Raw genomic sequence first — 14020 nt, 5'->3', positions numbered from 1 at the left:
CGGCGGCGAGCGGCCGCGGGAGCAGGCGCAGCAGCGAGCGCGAGGGAGCCGGGGCGCGGTGCCGCGCCCGCCCCTCAGCCGGCCCGGTGCCCCCCGCTGCCACGCCGGGCATCGTAGGCGGGGCGGGCGAGCCGCAGGGGCGGGACGAGCCCGGAGGCGGCGAGCACCCCGAGCGCCCGGTGCTGGGCGTCGTCGAGGTCCACCGGAGCCGCGGGCGCGGGCATGCCCAGCAGGACGGTGACCACGCAGTCCGAGCACCCCGGACCACGGACCTGGCAGGTGTCGCAGTCGACCAGCACGTCGCACCTCCGAGAGCACCCCGCGGACCCCCCGCACGGTGCGCGCCGGACGCTAGGGACGGGGTCCGACAGCGCGGGGCCGCGGCGGGCGGCGGCGGTGCGCCCGACCGGGCTGTCGGCACCGCCACCTACCGTCCCCGCCATGGCCTCCCCGCCCACCGCTTCCCCGCGGCGGACCGCACCCCCCGCTCCTGCGCTCCCGGCGCCACCCGCCCCCGTCGGGGCCCCCGTGCCCGTGCAGGGCACGCTGGACGACCTGGGCACGCCGCTCGCCGACGTCACCTTCGTCATCCTCGACCTCGAGACCACCGGAGCGTCGGCCCGCGACTGCGGGATCACCGAGGTGGGGGCGGTGAAGGTCCGCGGCGGCGAGGTGGTGGGCGAGCTGACCACCCTGGTCCGCCCCGCGGAGCCGATCCCCCCGGCGATCGCCGTCCTGACCGGCATCACCAACGCCATGGTGGCCTCGGCGCCGCCGATCACCGCGGTGCTGCCCACGGTCCTGGAGTTCCTGCGCGGCTCGGTGCTCGTGGCGCACAACGCCCCCTTCGACGTCGGGTTCCTCGTCGCGGCCTGCGAGCGCACCGGCACGCCGTGGCCCGCACCGCCGGTCGTCGACACCCTGCGGCTGGCCCGCCAGGTGCTGGCGCGCGGCGAGGTCGCCAACCACAAGCTCGGGACGCTGGCGCGGCACTTCAGCACCTCGACCACCCCCACGCACCGGGCGCTGGACGACGCGCGCGCCACGGTCGACGTCCTGCACGGCCTGCTGGCGCGGGTGGGCGGCCTGGGGGTGACGTCGCTGGAGGAGCTGCAGTCCTACAGCGCCCGGGTGCCCGAGCAGCTGCGGCGCAAGCGCCACCTCGCCGACGGCCTCCCGTCGGCGCCGGGGGTGTACCTGTTCTCCGACGCCTCCGGGCGCGTCCTCTACGTCGGCACCAGCCGCGACCTGCGGTCCCGGGTGCGCACGTACTTCACCGCCTCGGAGAAGCGGTCGCGGATGGCCGAGATGGTCGCGCTCGCCGCCTCGGTGACGCCCGTGGTGTGCGCCACCGTGCTCGAGGCGCAGGTGCGCGAGCTGCGGCTGATCGCCGAGCACGACCCCCACTACAACCGCCGCTCGCGCCGCCCCGAGCGCAGCCCGTGGGTCAAGCTCACCGCCGAGGCCTTCCCCCGCCTGTCGGTGGTCCGCGAGGTCCGCCCCGACACCGAGGCCGGCGCGGCCTACCTGGGGCCGTTCTCCTCCGCGGCGGCGGCGCAGGCCGCCGTCGCGGCCGTGCACGCCACCTTCCCGCTGCGCCAGTGCTCGGGGCGGCTGCCGGCGCGCCCGGCTCCCGGCGCCGCGGCGTGCGCCCTGGCCGAGATGGGCCGCTGCGGCGCGCCCTGCACCGGCGCCCAGTCCGCGGCCGAGTACGAGGTGGTGGCCGACGCCGTCCGCACCGCGGTGCAGGCCGACCCCACGGCGGTGCTGGACGCCGAGGGGGCGCGGGTGTCCCGCCTGGCGGCCGAGCAGCGCTACGAGGAGGCCGCCGAGGTCCGCGACCGCGTGACGGCCTTCGTGCGCGCCGCGGCGCGGGTGCAGCGCCTGGCCCCCCTGGCGGCGACGGCGGAGGTGGTCGCGGCCCGGCCCGCTCCCACGGGCGGCTGGGAGCTCGTGTGCGTGCGCCACGGCCGGCTCGCGGGGACGACGACCAGCCCCGCCGGAGCCGACCCGAGGCCCGCGCTGGAGGCGCTGCGGGCGACCGCCGAGGTCGTCCTCCCGCCCGCGCCGCCCGCCCCCGCGTGCTCGCCCGAGGAGGCCGAGCGGGTGCTGGCGTGGCTGGAGTCGGACGGCGTCCGGCTGGTCTCGGTGGAGGGCGAGTGGTCGTGCCCCGTGCGCGGGGCCGGGGGGCGCAGGGACGGTCTAGGGTCGGCCGGACCCCGAGCAGGAGGTTCCGCGTGATCACCGCGATCGTCCACGTCGACACCGACGTCGCCCGCATCCCCGAGGCCGCCGCCGAGATCGCCGAGCTGGACGGCGTGAGCGAGGTCTACTCGGTCACCGGCGACGCCGACCTCGTCGTGGTGGTGCGCGTGCCCCGCCACGAGGACCTCGCCGACGTCATCGCCGACTCGGTGAGCAAGGTGGCCGGCGTCCGCGCCACCCGCACCTACCTGGCCTTCCGCGCCTACTCTCGCCACGACCTGGACGCCGCGTTCGACCTCGGCCTGGAGGACTGACCGCCGCAGGGCTCAGCTGGCCGTGGCGGCCACCCAGCGCTCCAGCACCCCGGCGGCCGCGCCGGAGTCGACGGACTCCGTGGCAGCCGCGAGCCCGGCGTGCAGCCGCTCGACCAGCCCGCTGCCGTCGTCGGCTGCCGCGGCGGCCGCCAGGCCCGCCGCGGCGTTGAGCAGGACGGCGTCGCGCACCGGCCCGCGCTCGCCCGCCAGCAGCCGTCGCGCGACCGCGGCGTTGTGCGGGGCGTCGCCGCCGCGCAGGTCTTCCAGGCCCGCGGTGGCGAGCCCGAGCTCGCGGGGGTCCAGCAGCGCCTCCTGGACCTGCCCGCCGGCCACCTGCCACACCCGGGAGGGCCCGCTGGTGGTCAGCTCGTCGAGCCCGTCCTCGCCCCGGAAGACGAGGCCGCGCGTGCCGCGGCTGGCCAGGACGCCGGCCATCAGGGGCGCCATGCGCCGGTCGGCCACGCCGATCGCCGCCGCGCCGGGACGCGCGGGGTTGGTCAGCGGCCCCAGGTAGTTGAAGGCCGTGGCCACGCCGACGTCGCGCCGGGCCGCAGCGGCGTGCCGCATCGCGGGGTGGAAGACCTGGGCGAAGCAGAACGTGATGCCGACCTCGCCGGCGAGCGCGGCCACCCGCCGCGGCGAGAGGTCCAGGCGCACGCCGAGCTCCTGCAGCACGTCGGCGGAGCCGCACGCCGAGGACGCCGCGCGGTTGCCGTGCTTGACCACCGTCCGCCCGGCCCCGGCGACGACCAGGGCGGCCATCGTGGAGATGTTCACCGTGTTGGCGCGGTCGCCCCCGGTGCCGACGATGTCGACGGCGTCCTGCGCGTCGACGTCCAGCGGGAGGGGCACCGCGTGCGCCAGCATGGCGTCGGCGAGGCCGGTCAGCTCGGGCACCGTCTCGCCCTTGGCCCGCAGCGCGACGAGGAAGCCGGCGAGCTGGGCGGGGCTCGCCAGGCCCTCCATCACCTGGCCCATCGCCCACCCCGCCTGGTCGGCCGAGAGGTCCTGGCGGTCCAGGAGCTGGGAGATCACGGAGGGCCAGGTCGGCCGTCCAGCACGCTCAGTCATCGTCCGTCCATCCCGAGGTGGCCCCGTCCGCCGCTGCGACGAGGGGTGCCCCCATACTGTCGTCCGTGGCGAGCACAACAGCGGTCGGGCAGCCCTCGACGACGGCCTCGGTCAACCGTCCGGACCTGGTGTCGGTGGGCACCATCGTCTGGCTCTCGAGCGAGCTCATGTTCTTCGCAGGGCTCTTCGCGATGTACTTCACGATCCGGGCGGTGGTGCCCGAGCTGTGGGCCACCGAGCCGGACCTGCTGAACATCCCCTTCTCCGGCACCAACACGACGGTGCTCGTCCTGAGCTCCTTCGCGTGCCAGATGGGCGTGTTCGCGGCGGAGCGCTACCAGCCCGGGCGCACGGGCGGCCTGCTCGCCGTGCGCTCCTGGGGCATGCGCGAGTGGTACGTGCTGACCTTCCTCATGGGCTCGTTCTTCGTGGCCGGGCAGGTCTACGAGTACGCCGAGCTGGTGCACGAGGGCCTGACCATCGCCTCCAGCCCCTACGGCTCGGTGTTCTACCTGACGACGGGCTTCCACGGCCTGCACGTGGTCGGCGGCCTGCTCGCGTTCCTCCTCGTGATCGGGCGCAGCTTCGCCGCCCGTCGCTTCGGGCACCAGGAGGCCACCAGCGCCGTCGTGACGTCGTACTACTGGCACTTCGTCGACGTGGTCTGGATCGGCCTGTTCTTCGTCATCTACGTGCTCCAGTGAGGCCGCAGCCTGCGCGCTCCGTGAGTCCGGTCACGTCTGCCGCTGTTCAGTTGGCCGGGGCCCCAGCAAGGAAGAGGATGTGTCTGTGAAGGCAATCGCCGCCCGCCGACGCCACCCGATGGCGACCGTGGTGATCATGCTGATCGCCCTGGTCGTGGTCGGTGGCGCGTACTCGGCCCTGGCGCCCTCGCGCGCCGAGGCGAGCACGACCGCCAGCGCGGAGGACGTGACCGCCGGCCGGGACCTGTTCCTGGCCAACTGCTCCAACTGCCACGGCCTGCAGGGCCAGGGCACCGAGGACGCCCCGACCCTGATCGGCGTCGGCGCCGCCTCGGTCGACTTCCAGGTCGGCACGGGCCGGATGCCGCTGCAGGCCAACAGCGTCCAGGCCCCCGACCGCACGGAGGACTTCTCCCAGGAGGAGGTCAGCCAGATGGCGGCCTACGTCGCCTCCCTGGCCCCCGGCCCGGCGATCCCGGCCGAGGAGTACACCTCGATCGTCGAGGACCCGGAGCGGATCTCCAAGGGCAACGAGCTGTTCCGCACCAACTGCGCCATGTGCCACAACGTGGTCGGCGCCGGCGGGGCGCTGACGCGCGGCAAGTACGCCCCGCAGCTGCGCGAGACCGACCCGAAGTACGTCTACGAGGCGATGCTGACCGGGCCCTCGAACATGCCCGTCTTCAACGACGCGAACATCTCCCCCGAGGAGAAGCAGGACATCGCGAGCTACCTGCGCCACCTCAAGGACAACGAGTCCCCCGGCGGCGTGGAGCTCGGCTCCATCGGCCCCGTGACCGAGGGCGCGTTCGCCTGGATCGCAGGCATCACCATCCTCATCGGCAGCGCGGTCTGGCTCACGACCAGGTCCTCATGAGCGGGTCGACGGCACCACGAGCAGCAGCGGGCAACAGCACGGCGGAGGACGCACGATGAGAGACGAGCACGTCGGCACCGACGTCGCAGCACCGGAGGGCCAGAACCTCCCCGACCGGTTCGCGAACCCGGGCGTCCCCGCGCACCGCTTCCGCACCACCGACACCGACACCCGCGCCGCCAAGCGCGCCGAGCGCCAGGTCGCCGCGATCTTCGCGATCTCGGCGCTGGGGTCGCTGCTGTTCATCATCAGCTACTTCGCCTTCCCGCTCGAGGGGAACTTCGCGAGCATCCAGCGCTCCACCTGGACGCTCGGGCTGGGGCTCGGCCTCGCGATCCTGGCCATCGGCGTGGGGATGGTCCACTGGGCCCGCACGCTCATGCCGGACCACGAGCAGATCGAGCAGCGCCACGACATCCGCGGCACGGACGAGGACCGCACCGAGGCGGCCGCGATCCTGCAGGACGGGTTCGAGGAGAGCGGCATCGGGCGCCGCTCCCTCATCCGCAACTCCCTCATCGGCGCCGGTGCCCTGCTCCCCATCCCCGCGGTGCTCAGCCTCGGCGACCTGGGCCCGCGGCCCGGTGACGCCCTCACCCACACCCTGTGGCGCAACGGCGTCCGGCTCACCCGCGACCCCGACGAGCAGCCCATCCGCGCTGCCGACGTGACCATGGGCTCGGTCTTCCACGTCATCCCCGAGGGGCTGAACGAGTCCGAGCACCCCCTCGAGGAGAAGGCCAAGGCCGCGGTCCTGCTGATCCGCCTCGAGCCCGGCACGGTCGAGGACGACCCCTCCCGCGAGGGCTGGGACGTCGACGGCATCTACGCCTACTCCAAGATCTGCACGCACGTCGGCTGCCCCGTCGCCCTCTACGAGCAGCGCACCCACCACCTGCTGTGCCCGTGCCACCAGTCGACGTTCGACGTGGCCCAGCACTGCCGAGTCGTCTTCGGGCCGGCCAAGAGGCCGCTGCCCCAGCTACCCATCTCCGTGGACGAGGAGGGGTACCTGGTCGCCACCAGCGACTTCCCCGAGCCTCCCGGGCCGAGCTTCTGGGAGCGCGGATGAGCACCAGCACGAACGAGAGCCGTCACACCACCCTGTTCGACAACAAGGTCGTCGACTACGTCGACGACCGGGTGGGCACGTCCAAGATCGTCCGGACCTTCGCCCGGAAGATCTTCCCGGACCACTGGTCCTTCATGCTCGGCGAGATGGCGCTCTACACCTTCGTCATCCTCCTCGTCACGGGCACGTTCCTGACCCTGTGGTACGTGCCGAGCATGGGCCTGACCACCTACGAGGGCAGCTACGCGCCGCTGTTCGGGCAGCAGATGTCCCACGCCTACGTCTCGACGCTGGACATCTCCTTCGACATCCGCGGCGGGCTGCTCATGCGGCAGATCCACCACTGGGCGGCGCTGCTGTTCGTCGCGTCGATCGTGGCCCACATGGCCCGCGTCTTCGTGACCGGCGCGTTCCGCAAGCCGCGCGAGATGAACTGGGTGTTCGGCGCCGTGCTGGCGATCCTCGCGCTGGCCGAGGGCTTCACCGGCTACTCGCTCCCCGACGACCTGCTGTCGGGCAACGGGCTGCGGATCATCCAGGGCGTCCTGCTGGCGATCCCGGTGGTGGGCTCGTACCTGTCGTTCTTCCTCTTCGGCGGTGAGTTCCCCGGCGAGGTGATCATCCCGCGCCTGTTCATCGCCCACGTGCTGCTCGTGCCGGCCGCGCTGCTGGCCACGATCGCCGTCCACCTGGCGCTGGTGGTGCTGCACAAGCACACCCAGTTCCCCGGGCCGGGCCGCACCAACACGAACGTCGTCGGCTACCCGGTCTACCCGGTGTACGCGGCGAAGGCCGGCGGCTTCTTCTTCGTCGTCTTCGGCATCGTGGTCCTCATCGCGGCGTTCGTGACGATCAACCCGATCTGGAACTACGGGCCCTACGACCCGTCACCGATCTCCGCCGGCACCCAGCCCGACTGGTACATCTGGTTCGTCGACGGTGCTCTGCGCCTGTGGCCGGGCTGGATCGGCTGGCCCGGCATGAACGGCGGCGGCATCCCGACCGAGTTCACGTTCCTCGGCGTCACGCTGTCCCTGAACATCATCCTGCCGGGCATGGTCCTGCCGGGCCTGATGATCGGCGCGCTGTTCGCCTACCCGTTCCTCGAGCAGTGGGTCACGGGCGACACCCGCGAGCACCACATCCTCGACCGGCCCCGCAACGCCCCCACGCGGACCGGCTTCGGCATCGCGGCGCTGACGTTCTACCTGGCGACGTCGCTGGCGGCGACGAACGACATCATCGCCACGCACTTCGACATGTCGATCAACGACCTCACCTACGTCTTCCGCACGATGGCCATCGCCGGCCCGCCGCTGGCCTTCTGGGTGACCAAGCGGGTGTGCATGGGCCTGCAGCGGCGCGACCGCGAGCTCGCGCTCCACGGCCGCGAGACCGGCCGCATCGTGCGCACGGCGGACGGCGAGTACTTCGAGGTGCACGAGCCGCTGGCCCCGGCCGAGCGGTGGGCGCTGGTGCAGCACGAGGAGGTCCGGCCCGTGGAGCTCGACCCCTCGACCAAGCACACGCCGGTCGAGCGGGTGCGCGCGAAGCTGTCCTCCTGGTTCTTCGAGGACCGCATCGCGCCGGTGACGCCGCACGAGCTCGAGGCGTCGCACCATGAGGGCGGCCAGGAGGGCGAGGCGATCTCCGGTCACGAGTCGCGCTCGGCCATCACGGGCAGCGGCACGCAGGAGCCCGCCGGCCAGCAGTGACGGCGCGCTGAGCGCAGCAGCACCAGGAGGGGCGGGGACCGGTCGGTCTCCGCCCCTCCTGCGCGTCTGGGGTGAGCCCCCTCCCCCGGCCGGATCGCCCCTGAGACCGGGCACGGGGCGCCCCCGGCACCATCCAGACGGGCACAGGGCCGCCCCGTGCTCGCCGCTGGCGGCCCCCGGCCCGCCGGTCGAGGCCGACCGGGGACGCCGGGCTGCGTGGAGCGCCCGCCACCACACCGCTTCGCGTCCCCGGACGCCACGCTCGCCCTCGCAGGCCCCTTCGAGCGGCCACGGGGCGCCCCCGCACCATCCAGACGGGCACAGGGCCACCCCGTGCTCGCCACTGGCGGCCCCGCCCCGCCGGTCGAGGCCGACCGGGGACGCCGGGCTGCGTGCAGCCCCCGCCACCACACCGCTGCGCGTCCCCAGACGCCACGCTCGACCTCGCAGGCCCCTTCGAGCGGCCACGGGGCGCCCCGCACCATCCAGACGGGCACAGGGCCGCCTCGTGCTCGCCAGGGCCCTCCGGACGCCGGTCAGAGCTCAGCAGTCCCGGGCTCAGCGCGTCCGGTAGCGCGCGTAGATCAGTCCGCTGTCGAAGCTGCGCTCCTCGACCAGCTCGAGATCGAGGCGCACGCCGTCGGGGAAGAACCGCTTCCCACCGCCGACCACGCTCGTGGTGATGAACAGGTGGTACTCGTCCACCAGGCCGGCCGCGATCGCCTGAGCCGCGAGGTTCGGACCGTCGACGCTGAGGTCGTGATCAGCCTCGGCCTTGAGCCTGCGCACCGCGTCCGGGTCGAAGGTCCGCTCGATCCTGGTCCTCGCGCTGGACGCCGACGCCAGCGTCGTGGAGTACACGACCTTGTCCGCGGCCTGCCAGTCGCGGGCGTACTCCAGGATGTGAGGCGGCAGGTCAGGCAGGGTGTGCGCGGTCTCCCAGAAGACCATCGTCTCGTACATCCGCCGGCCGTAGAGGAACGTGCCGACGGAGCGGAAGACGTCGCCGATGAAGGTGTGCACCTCCGGGACCTCGGCTCCGGTGCCGAGGTCGCCGTCCGCAGCCTCGGCGTAGCCATCGAGCGACGTGATCATCGAGTAGATGAGCTTCGCCATGGGTCTCCTCCGGGTACGAGCGCGTCAGTCCACCTGCGGTGCTGCACGTGGTGACCCCCGCACGACGAGGAACTGATCGATCGGCCGGCGGGCCCGGCGCTCGGACTGGACGCCAACAGCCAGCGGTGGCCGCCGGGACGCTGCTGGCCTCTCCGGACGACCGACCCGGCCCGCACGCGGTCGGGGGTGCGCACAGGGCGCCCCTGTGCCCACCAGACGGGCACAGGGGCGCCCCGCGCGCGCCAGCAGCTGGCGGACCCAGCCGGACCACGCTGGTCACCGGGCCACGACGGTCACCGGGCCACGACGGTCACCGGGCCACGACGGTCACCGGGCCACGACGGTCACCGGCCGCTGGCCGCTGGCCGCGCAACCTCCGGACGGACGACGGAGCCCCGCAGAGCGCGTGCTCTGCGGGGCTCCGTCGTGCGGTGGGCGCCTCAGTGGGCGTGCGCTCCGCGGTAGAACTCGTAGACCCAGCCGACGAGGGCGAGCATCGCCAGGATGGCCCCGACGCCCATCACCCACCACTCCACGGCCATGCCGAGGAAGGCCAGCGCGGTGGCGCCACCGACGGCCAGCGGCCACCACGAGTGGGGCGGGAAGACGCCCTGCTCGCCGGCGCCCTGGTCGATCTCGCCGTACGGGTCGTCCTCGGGCCGGTCGTCGATCCGACGGCTGGTGACGTAGAGGTAGCTGCCCACGAGCAGCCCCAGACCCGCCACCAGCATGATCCCGGTGGTGCCCACGGCCTCCCACCCGGAGAGGTAGCCGTAGGTGAGCCCGATCGGGACCGCCCAGAGGACGCCGCCGATGAAGATCCAGTACTCCGTCTTCACGTCACTTCCCTCGCATGTCGGGCTCGAGCTTCAGGGCGCTCTCCACGGCCCCCATGTCGGCCGTGGGCCGGTCGGCGGCAGCGATCTCCGGGTGGTGGAGGTCGAAGGCCGGCGACTCCGAGCGGATCCGGGGCAGCGACGTGAAGTTGTGCCGCGGCGGCGGGCAGGACGTCGCCCACTCCAGCGAGCGGCCGTAGCCCCACGGGTCGTCGACCTCGATCTTCGGGCTCTTCGCGGCCTTCACCACGGCCCACAGGAACGGGATCATCGAGGCGCCGAGGAGGAAGGAGCCGATGGTGGACACCTGGTTCATCCACGTGAACTGGTCGGTGGCCGCGTAGTCGGCGTAGCGGCGGGGGAAGCCGCGCACGCCGAGCCAGTGCTGGATGAGGAACGTGCCGTGGAAGCCGAAGAACAGCATCCAGAAGTGGATCTTCCCGAGGCGCTCGTCGAGCATCCGGCCGGTCCACTTGGGCCACCAGAAGTAGAAGCCCGAGAACATCGCGAACACCACGGTGCCGAAGACCACGTAGTGGAAGTGGGCGACGACGAAGTAGGTGTCCGTGACGTGGAAGTCCAGCGGCGGGCTGGCCAGGATGACGCCCGTCAGCCCACCGAAGAGGAAGGTGACGAGGAAGCCGATCGCCCAGAGCATCGGCGTCTCGAAGGTGATCGAGCCGCCCCACATCGTGCCGATCCAGTTGAAGAACTTCACGCCGGTGGGCACCGCGATGAGCATCGTCGTGAAGGCGAAGAACGGCAGCAGCACCGAGCCGGTCGGGTACATGTGGTGGGCCCACACCGTCACCGAGAGGCCGGCGATGGCGATGGTCGCGTAGACGATGCCCTTGTAGCCGAACAGCGGCTTGCGGGAGAAGACGGGGTAGACCTCGCTCACGATGCCGAAGAACGGCAGCGCGATGATGTAGACCTCCGGGTGCCCGAAGAACCAGAACAGGTGCTGCCAGAGGATGGCGCCCCCGTTCTCGGGGTTGAACACCTGCGCCTGGAGCACGCGGTCGGCGCCCAGCGCGAAGAGCGCGGAGGCCAGCGGCGGGAAGGCCATGATCACCAGGACGCTCGTGATGAGCACGTTCCAGGTGAAGATCGGCATCCGCCACATCGTCATGCCGGGAGCGCGCATGCACAGGACCGTGGTGATGAAGTTGACGGAGCCGAGGATGGTGCCGAAGCCGGCCATCGCCAGGCCGAAGACCCACAGGTCACCGCCGACGCCGGGGGTGAAGGTGTCGTCCGACAGGGGGGCGTAGGCGAACCAGCCGAAGCTCGCCGCTCCCCCGGGCGAGAGGAACCCGGCCATGACGATGAGGCCGCCGAAGAGGAACAGCCAGAACGAGAGCATGTTCAGCCGCGGGAACGCGACGTCCGGCGAGCCGATCTGCAGCGGCATGAGGGCGTTGGCGAAGCCCGCGAACAGCGGTGTCGCGAACAGCAGCAGCATGACGGTGCCGTGCATGGTGAAGAGCTGGTTGTACTGGTCGGCCGTCTGCACGACCTGCAGGCCCGGGGAGAAGAGCTCGGCCCGGATCAGCAGCGCCATCACTCCACCGAGGAGGAAGAAGATGAACGAGCTGATGATGTACATGTAGCCGATGGTCTTGTGATCGGTGCTGGTGACCCAGCGGATGACCACGCGGCCGTAGCTCTCCTTGCGCGCCACGGTGCGCGAGCGCGGGACCGCAGTCGCGGCCGGCGCCGCCTCGTAGTAGCTGGTCATGACTGCTGCTCCTCTTGGCTCACTTCGTCCTGCACGCCGTCCTCGTCCTGCAGGCCGCCGCGCTCCTCGCCGATCTGGTCCTCCTGCTGGTCCGGATCGGGGTCCACGCGCCCGAGGTCGGCCGGCAGCGAGCCGGTCTGCCCGGCGTCGCGCAGCGCGTCGAGGTGGTCCTGGTACTCCGCCTGCGAGACGACGGCCACCTTGAACAGCATGCGCGAGTGGTACTCGCCGCAGTACTCGGCGCAGCGACCGATGTAGACGCCCTCGCGCTGGGGGGTGACGCTCATGTAGTTGGTGCGGCCGGCGATCAGGTCCTTCTTGTAGGAGAAGGCCGGCACCCAGAACGAGTGGTTCACGTCGCGGGTGCGCAGGACGAACTCCACGGACTGGTCGACCGGGACGTAGATCGTGGTGATGACCTCGTCGGCGGCGGCGCTGGTGTCGATGCCGTCGCTGTGCTGCGGCGCCATGATCCCGGTGTCGTAGACGTCGGCGTCGGTGTAGTTGACGTCCCAGCCCCACTGCTTGCCGACGACCTCGACGGTGACCTGCGGGTCGTCGTAGCGCTCCTCGATGACCAGCTCGTCGCGGGCGGTGTAGAAGAACAGCACGCCGATGATGAACAGCGGCACGACCGTGTAGAGGATCTCCAGCGGCACGTTGTAGCGCAGCTGCGGCGGCAGGGACGTCTCGCCCTTGCGGCGGCGGTAGCGCACGACGCACCAGATCGTCAGGCCCCACACCAGCACGCCGAGGATCAGGGCCGCGATCCAGGAGCCCACCCACAGGTTCTGCACCAGCGGGGTGATGTTGGTGGTGTCCTTCTCGCCGGGGAGCCAGCCGCGCTGCACGTCGTCCGTGACGGCCTGGGAGCAGCCCGTGGTCAGGGCCGCGGCGGCGAGGCCGACGACGGGCCAGCGCCAAGCGCCTCGGCGGATCCGGGGTGGTCCCCCGGGGCGGTGCTGCTGGGCCACGTGCGTTCCCCACTCCTGACAGCCCGGCGCGCCGGGTGCAGCCGACTCGACTGCCCGCACAGTACCCCCCGCCCCCTCGGAGGGCCGGGGGCGGGCCACCCACCGATGCCGCAGCGTGGCGCACGTCACGGAGCCGGCTGCGCGCTCCCGCTCAGCGACCCGCCGGCGCGGTCAGCGGCGCGAAGGGGTCGGCCAGGGGCAGCGCCCGCTCCAGCCGGCGCAGGTACTCGCTGCGGCTGATCTCGACCACCCCGAGGGTGGCCAGGTGGTCGGTGCGCCACTGCACGTCGAGGAGGCGGCGGGGGTCGCCGTCGGCGCCCAGGACGTCGACGAGCCCGGCGAGCGCGACCTTCGAGGCGTCGGTCGCGCGGGAGAACATCGACTCCCCCGCGAACAGGCCCCCGACGCCCACGCCGTAGAGCCCGCCGAGCAGCTCGCCGTCGCGCCAGGCCTCCACCGAGTGCGCCCAGCCCAGGCGGTGCAGCTCGCCGTACGCGGCGGCGACCTCGGCGGTGATCCAGCGCCCGGCGCGGGAGGGGTCGGCGCACCCGGCCACCACGGCGTCGAAGGCGGTGTCCACCCTCACCTCGAACCGGGCGCGCGAGCGGCGCAGCGAGCGCGAGACCACGAGGCCGTCCAGCGGCAGGACGCCGCGGGGGTCCGGGCACCACCAGCCGATCGGTGCGGCGCCGCCGTCACCGAGCCCCATCGGGAACAGGCCCAGGCGGTAGGCCGCCAGCAGGGTGCCCGGGGAGAGGTCGGCGCCGGCGCCGGCCACCTCCTCGCCCTCGGGGCCGCGGCGCCGCAGACGCGACAGAGCCGCCGCCAGCCCCCCGGCGTAGGGGGACGGCGGCGGCTCCGTCGGTGCGGGCCGGGCCAGGACGGCTCAGTGGAAGGAGTCGCCGCAGGCGCAGCTGCTCTGCGCGTTGGGGTTGTCGATGGTGAAGCCCTGCTTCTCGATGCTGTCGGCGAAGTCGATCTCAGCGCCGTCGAGGTAGGGCTGGCTCATCTTGTCGACGATGACCTCGACGCCGTCGAAGTCGCGGGTCGCGTCGCCGTCGAGGAAGCGCTCGTCGAAGTAGAGCTGGTAGATCAGGCCGGAGCAGCCGCCGGGCTGCACGGCGACCCGCAGGCGCAGGTCGTCACGGCCCTCCTGCTCCAGCAGGCTCTTGACCTTGGCCGCGGCGACGTCGGTCATGCCCACGCCGTGGGTGCGCTCGACGGTCTCGTCAGCGGTGGGGGCGGTGAGCTGGGTGGTGTCGGTCATCGGTCCTCCTGGAGGCTCGCTCGCACGCGAGTGCGCGCTCTGGGTCGCGTCCGTGGCCAACGCGCGTCGGCCTCGGAGTGTTCCAGCGCGCCCAGCCTACGCCGCGGCGGCCCACCCGACGGCGAGCT

The 14020-nt window shown here is 72.7% G+C and carries 14 protein-coding genes; 6 read left to right on the top strand and 8 right to left on the bottom strand.

Annotated elements, in window-relative coordinates; translation table 11 throughout:
- Nucleotides 1-74: 74 nt before the first annotated feature.
- A complete protein-coding gene (locus tag AC5FZL_RS10420; protein ID WP_493618515.1) occupies nucleotides 75-299 on the bottom strand; it encodes a hypothetical protein in 225 nt (74 codons plus the stop codon).
- A 142-nt stretch (nucleotides 300-441) separates the two neighbouring features.
- Here AC5FZL_RS10420 and AC5FZL_RS10415 point away from each other — a divergent pair, with 142 nt between their 5' ends.
- Nucleotides 442-2241 (top strand): DEDD exonuclease domain-containing protein, encoded by a 1800-nt coding sequence (locus tag AC5FZL_RS10415; protein WP_493618514.1) that lies wholly within the window; start codon nucleotides 442-444, stop codon nucleotides 2239-2241.
- Nucleotides 2238-2519 carry an Lrp/AsnC family transcriptional regulator gene (locus AC5FZL_RS10410; RefSeq protein ID WP_493618513.1) on the top strand — a complete coding sequence of 94 codons (282 nt, stop codon included), beginning with the start codon at nucleotides 2238-2240 and terminating at the stop codon, nucleotides 2517-2519. The genes AC5FZL_RS10415 and AC5FZL_RS10410 overlap by 4 nt, the downstream gene beginning before the upstream one ends.
- A 12-nt stretch (nucleotides 2520-2531) precedes the next feature.
- On the opposite strand, the gene trpD is transcribed toward AC5FZL_RS10410, so the two are convergent.
- Nucleotides 2532-3590 (bottom strand): anthranilate phosphoribosyltransferase, encoded by a 1059-nt coding sequence (trpD, locus tag AC5FZL_RS10405; protein WP_493618512.1) that lies wholly within the window; start codon nucleotides 3588-3590, stop codon nucleotides 2532-2534.
- A gap of 56 nt (nucleotides 3591-3646) precedes the next feature.
- Here trpD and ctaE point away from each other — a divergent pair, with 56 nt between their 5' ends.
- The 4 genes from ctaE to qcrB all read left to right on the top strand — a co-directional run bounded on the left by ctaE (nucleotide 3647) and on the right by qcrB (nucleotide 7958).
- Entirely contained in the window at nucleotides 3647-4294 is a 648-nt protein-coding gene (gene ctaE, locus AC5FZL_RS10400) for an aa3-type cytochrome oxidase subunit III (protein WP_493618517.1), read from the top strand.
- Nucleotides 4295-4379: 85 nt separating this feature from the next.
- A complete protein-coding gene (qcrC, locus tag AC5FZL_RS10395; RefSeq protein ID WP_493618511.1) occupies nucleotides 4380-5171 on the top strand; it encodes a cytochrome bc1 complex diheme cytochrome c subunit in 792 nt (263 codons plus the stop codon).
- A gap of 55 nt (nucleotides 5172-5226) precedes the next feature.
- The gene (gene qcrA / locus AC5FZL_RS10390; RefSeq protein WP_493618510.1) at nucleotides 5227-6243 is read left to right on the top strand and encodes a cytochrome bc1 complex Rieske iron-sulfur subunit; all 1017 of its coding nucleotides are present in this window, start codon (nucleotides 5227-5229) and stop codon (nucleotides 6241-6243) included.
- The gene (gene qcrB, locus AC5FZL_RS10385) at nucleotides 6240-7958 is read left to right on the top strand and encodes a cytochrome bc1 complex cytochrome b subunit (RefSeq protein ID WP_493618509.1); all 1719 of its coding nucleotides are present in this window, start codon (nucleotides 6240-6242) and stop codon (nucleotides 7956-7958) included. The genes qcrA and qcrB overlap by 4 nt, the downstream gene beginning before the upstream one ends.
- 558 nt (nucleotides 7959-8516) lie before the next feature.
- Here qcrB and AC5FZL_RS10380 read toward each other — a convergent pair.
- From AC5FZL_RS10380 to erpA, 6 genes are all read right to left on the bottom strand, one after another.
- Entirely contained in the window at nucleotides 8517-9074 is a 558-nt protein-coding gene (locus AC5FZL_RS10380; protein WP_493618508.1) for a dihydrofolate reductase family protein, read from the bottom strand.
- A gap of 440 nt (nucleotides 9075-9514) precedes the next feature.
- Entirely contained in the window at nucleotides 9515-9913 is a 399-nt protein-coding gene (locus AC5FZL_RS10375; protein WP_493618507.1) for a cytochrome c oxidase subunit 4, read from the bottom strand.
- Nucleotide 9914: 1 nt separating this feature from the next.
- Nucleotides 9915-11651, bottom strand: coding sequence for an aa3-type cytochrome oxidase subunit I (ctaD, locus tag AC5FZL_RS10370; protein ID WP_493618506.1), 1737 nt, complete (start codon nucleotides 11649-11651; stop codon nucleotides 9915-9917).
- A complete protein-coding gene (gene ctaC / locus AC5FZL_RS10365) occupies nucleotides 11648-12625 on the bottom strand; it encodes an aa3-type cytochrome oxidase subunit II (protein ID WP_493618505.1) in 978 nt (325 codons plus the stop codon). Before ctaC ends, ctaD begins: the two co-directional genes overlap by 4 nt.
- A gap of 151 nt (nucleotides 12626-12776) precedes the next feature.
- Nucleotides 12777-13505 (bottom strand): leucyl/phenylalanyl-tRNA--protein transferase, encoded by a 729-nt coding sequence (gene aat, locus AC5FZL_RS10360; RefSeq protein WP_493618516.1) that lies wholly within the window; start codon nucleotides 13503-13505, stop codon nucleotides 12777-12779.
- A gap of 6 nt (nucleotides 13506-13511) precedes the next feature.
- On the bottom strand, nucleotides 13512-13892 hold the full coding sequence (erpA, locus tag AC5FZL_RS10355; RefSeq protein WP_493618504.1) for an iron-sulfur cluster insertion protein ErpA: 381 nt from the start codon (nucleotides 13890-13892) through the stop codon (nucleotides 13512-13514).
- Between the last annotated feature and the right edge of the window lie 128 nt (nucleotides 13893-14020).

It is taken from the genome of Quadrisphaera sp. DVD1 (genome assembly GCF_058932755.1).
Note: the sequence above shows the minus strand (reverse complement) of the source record. Positions and strands in the feature narration are given on the sequence as shown.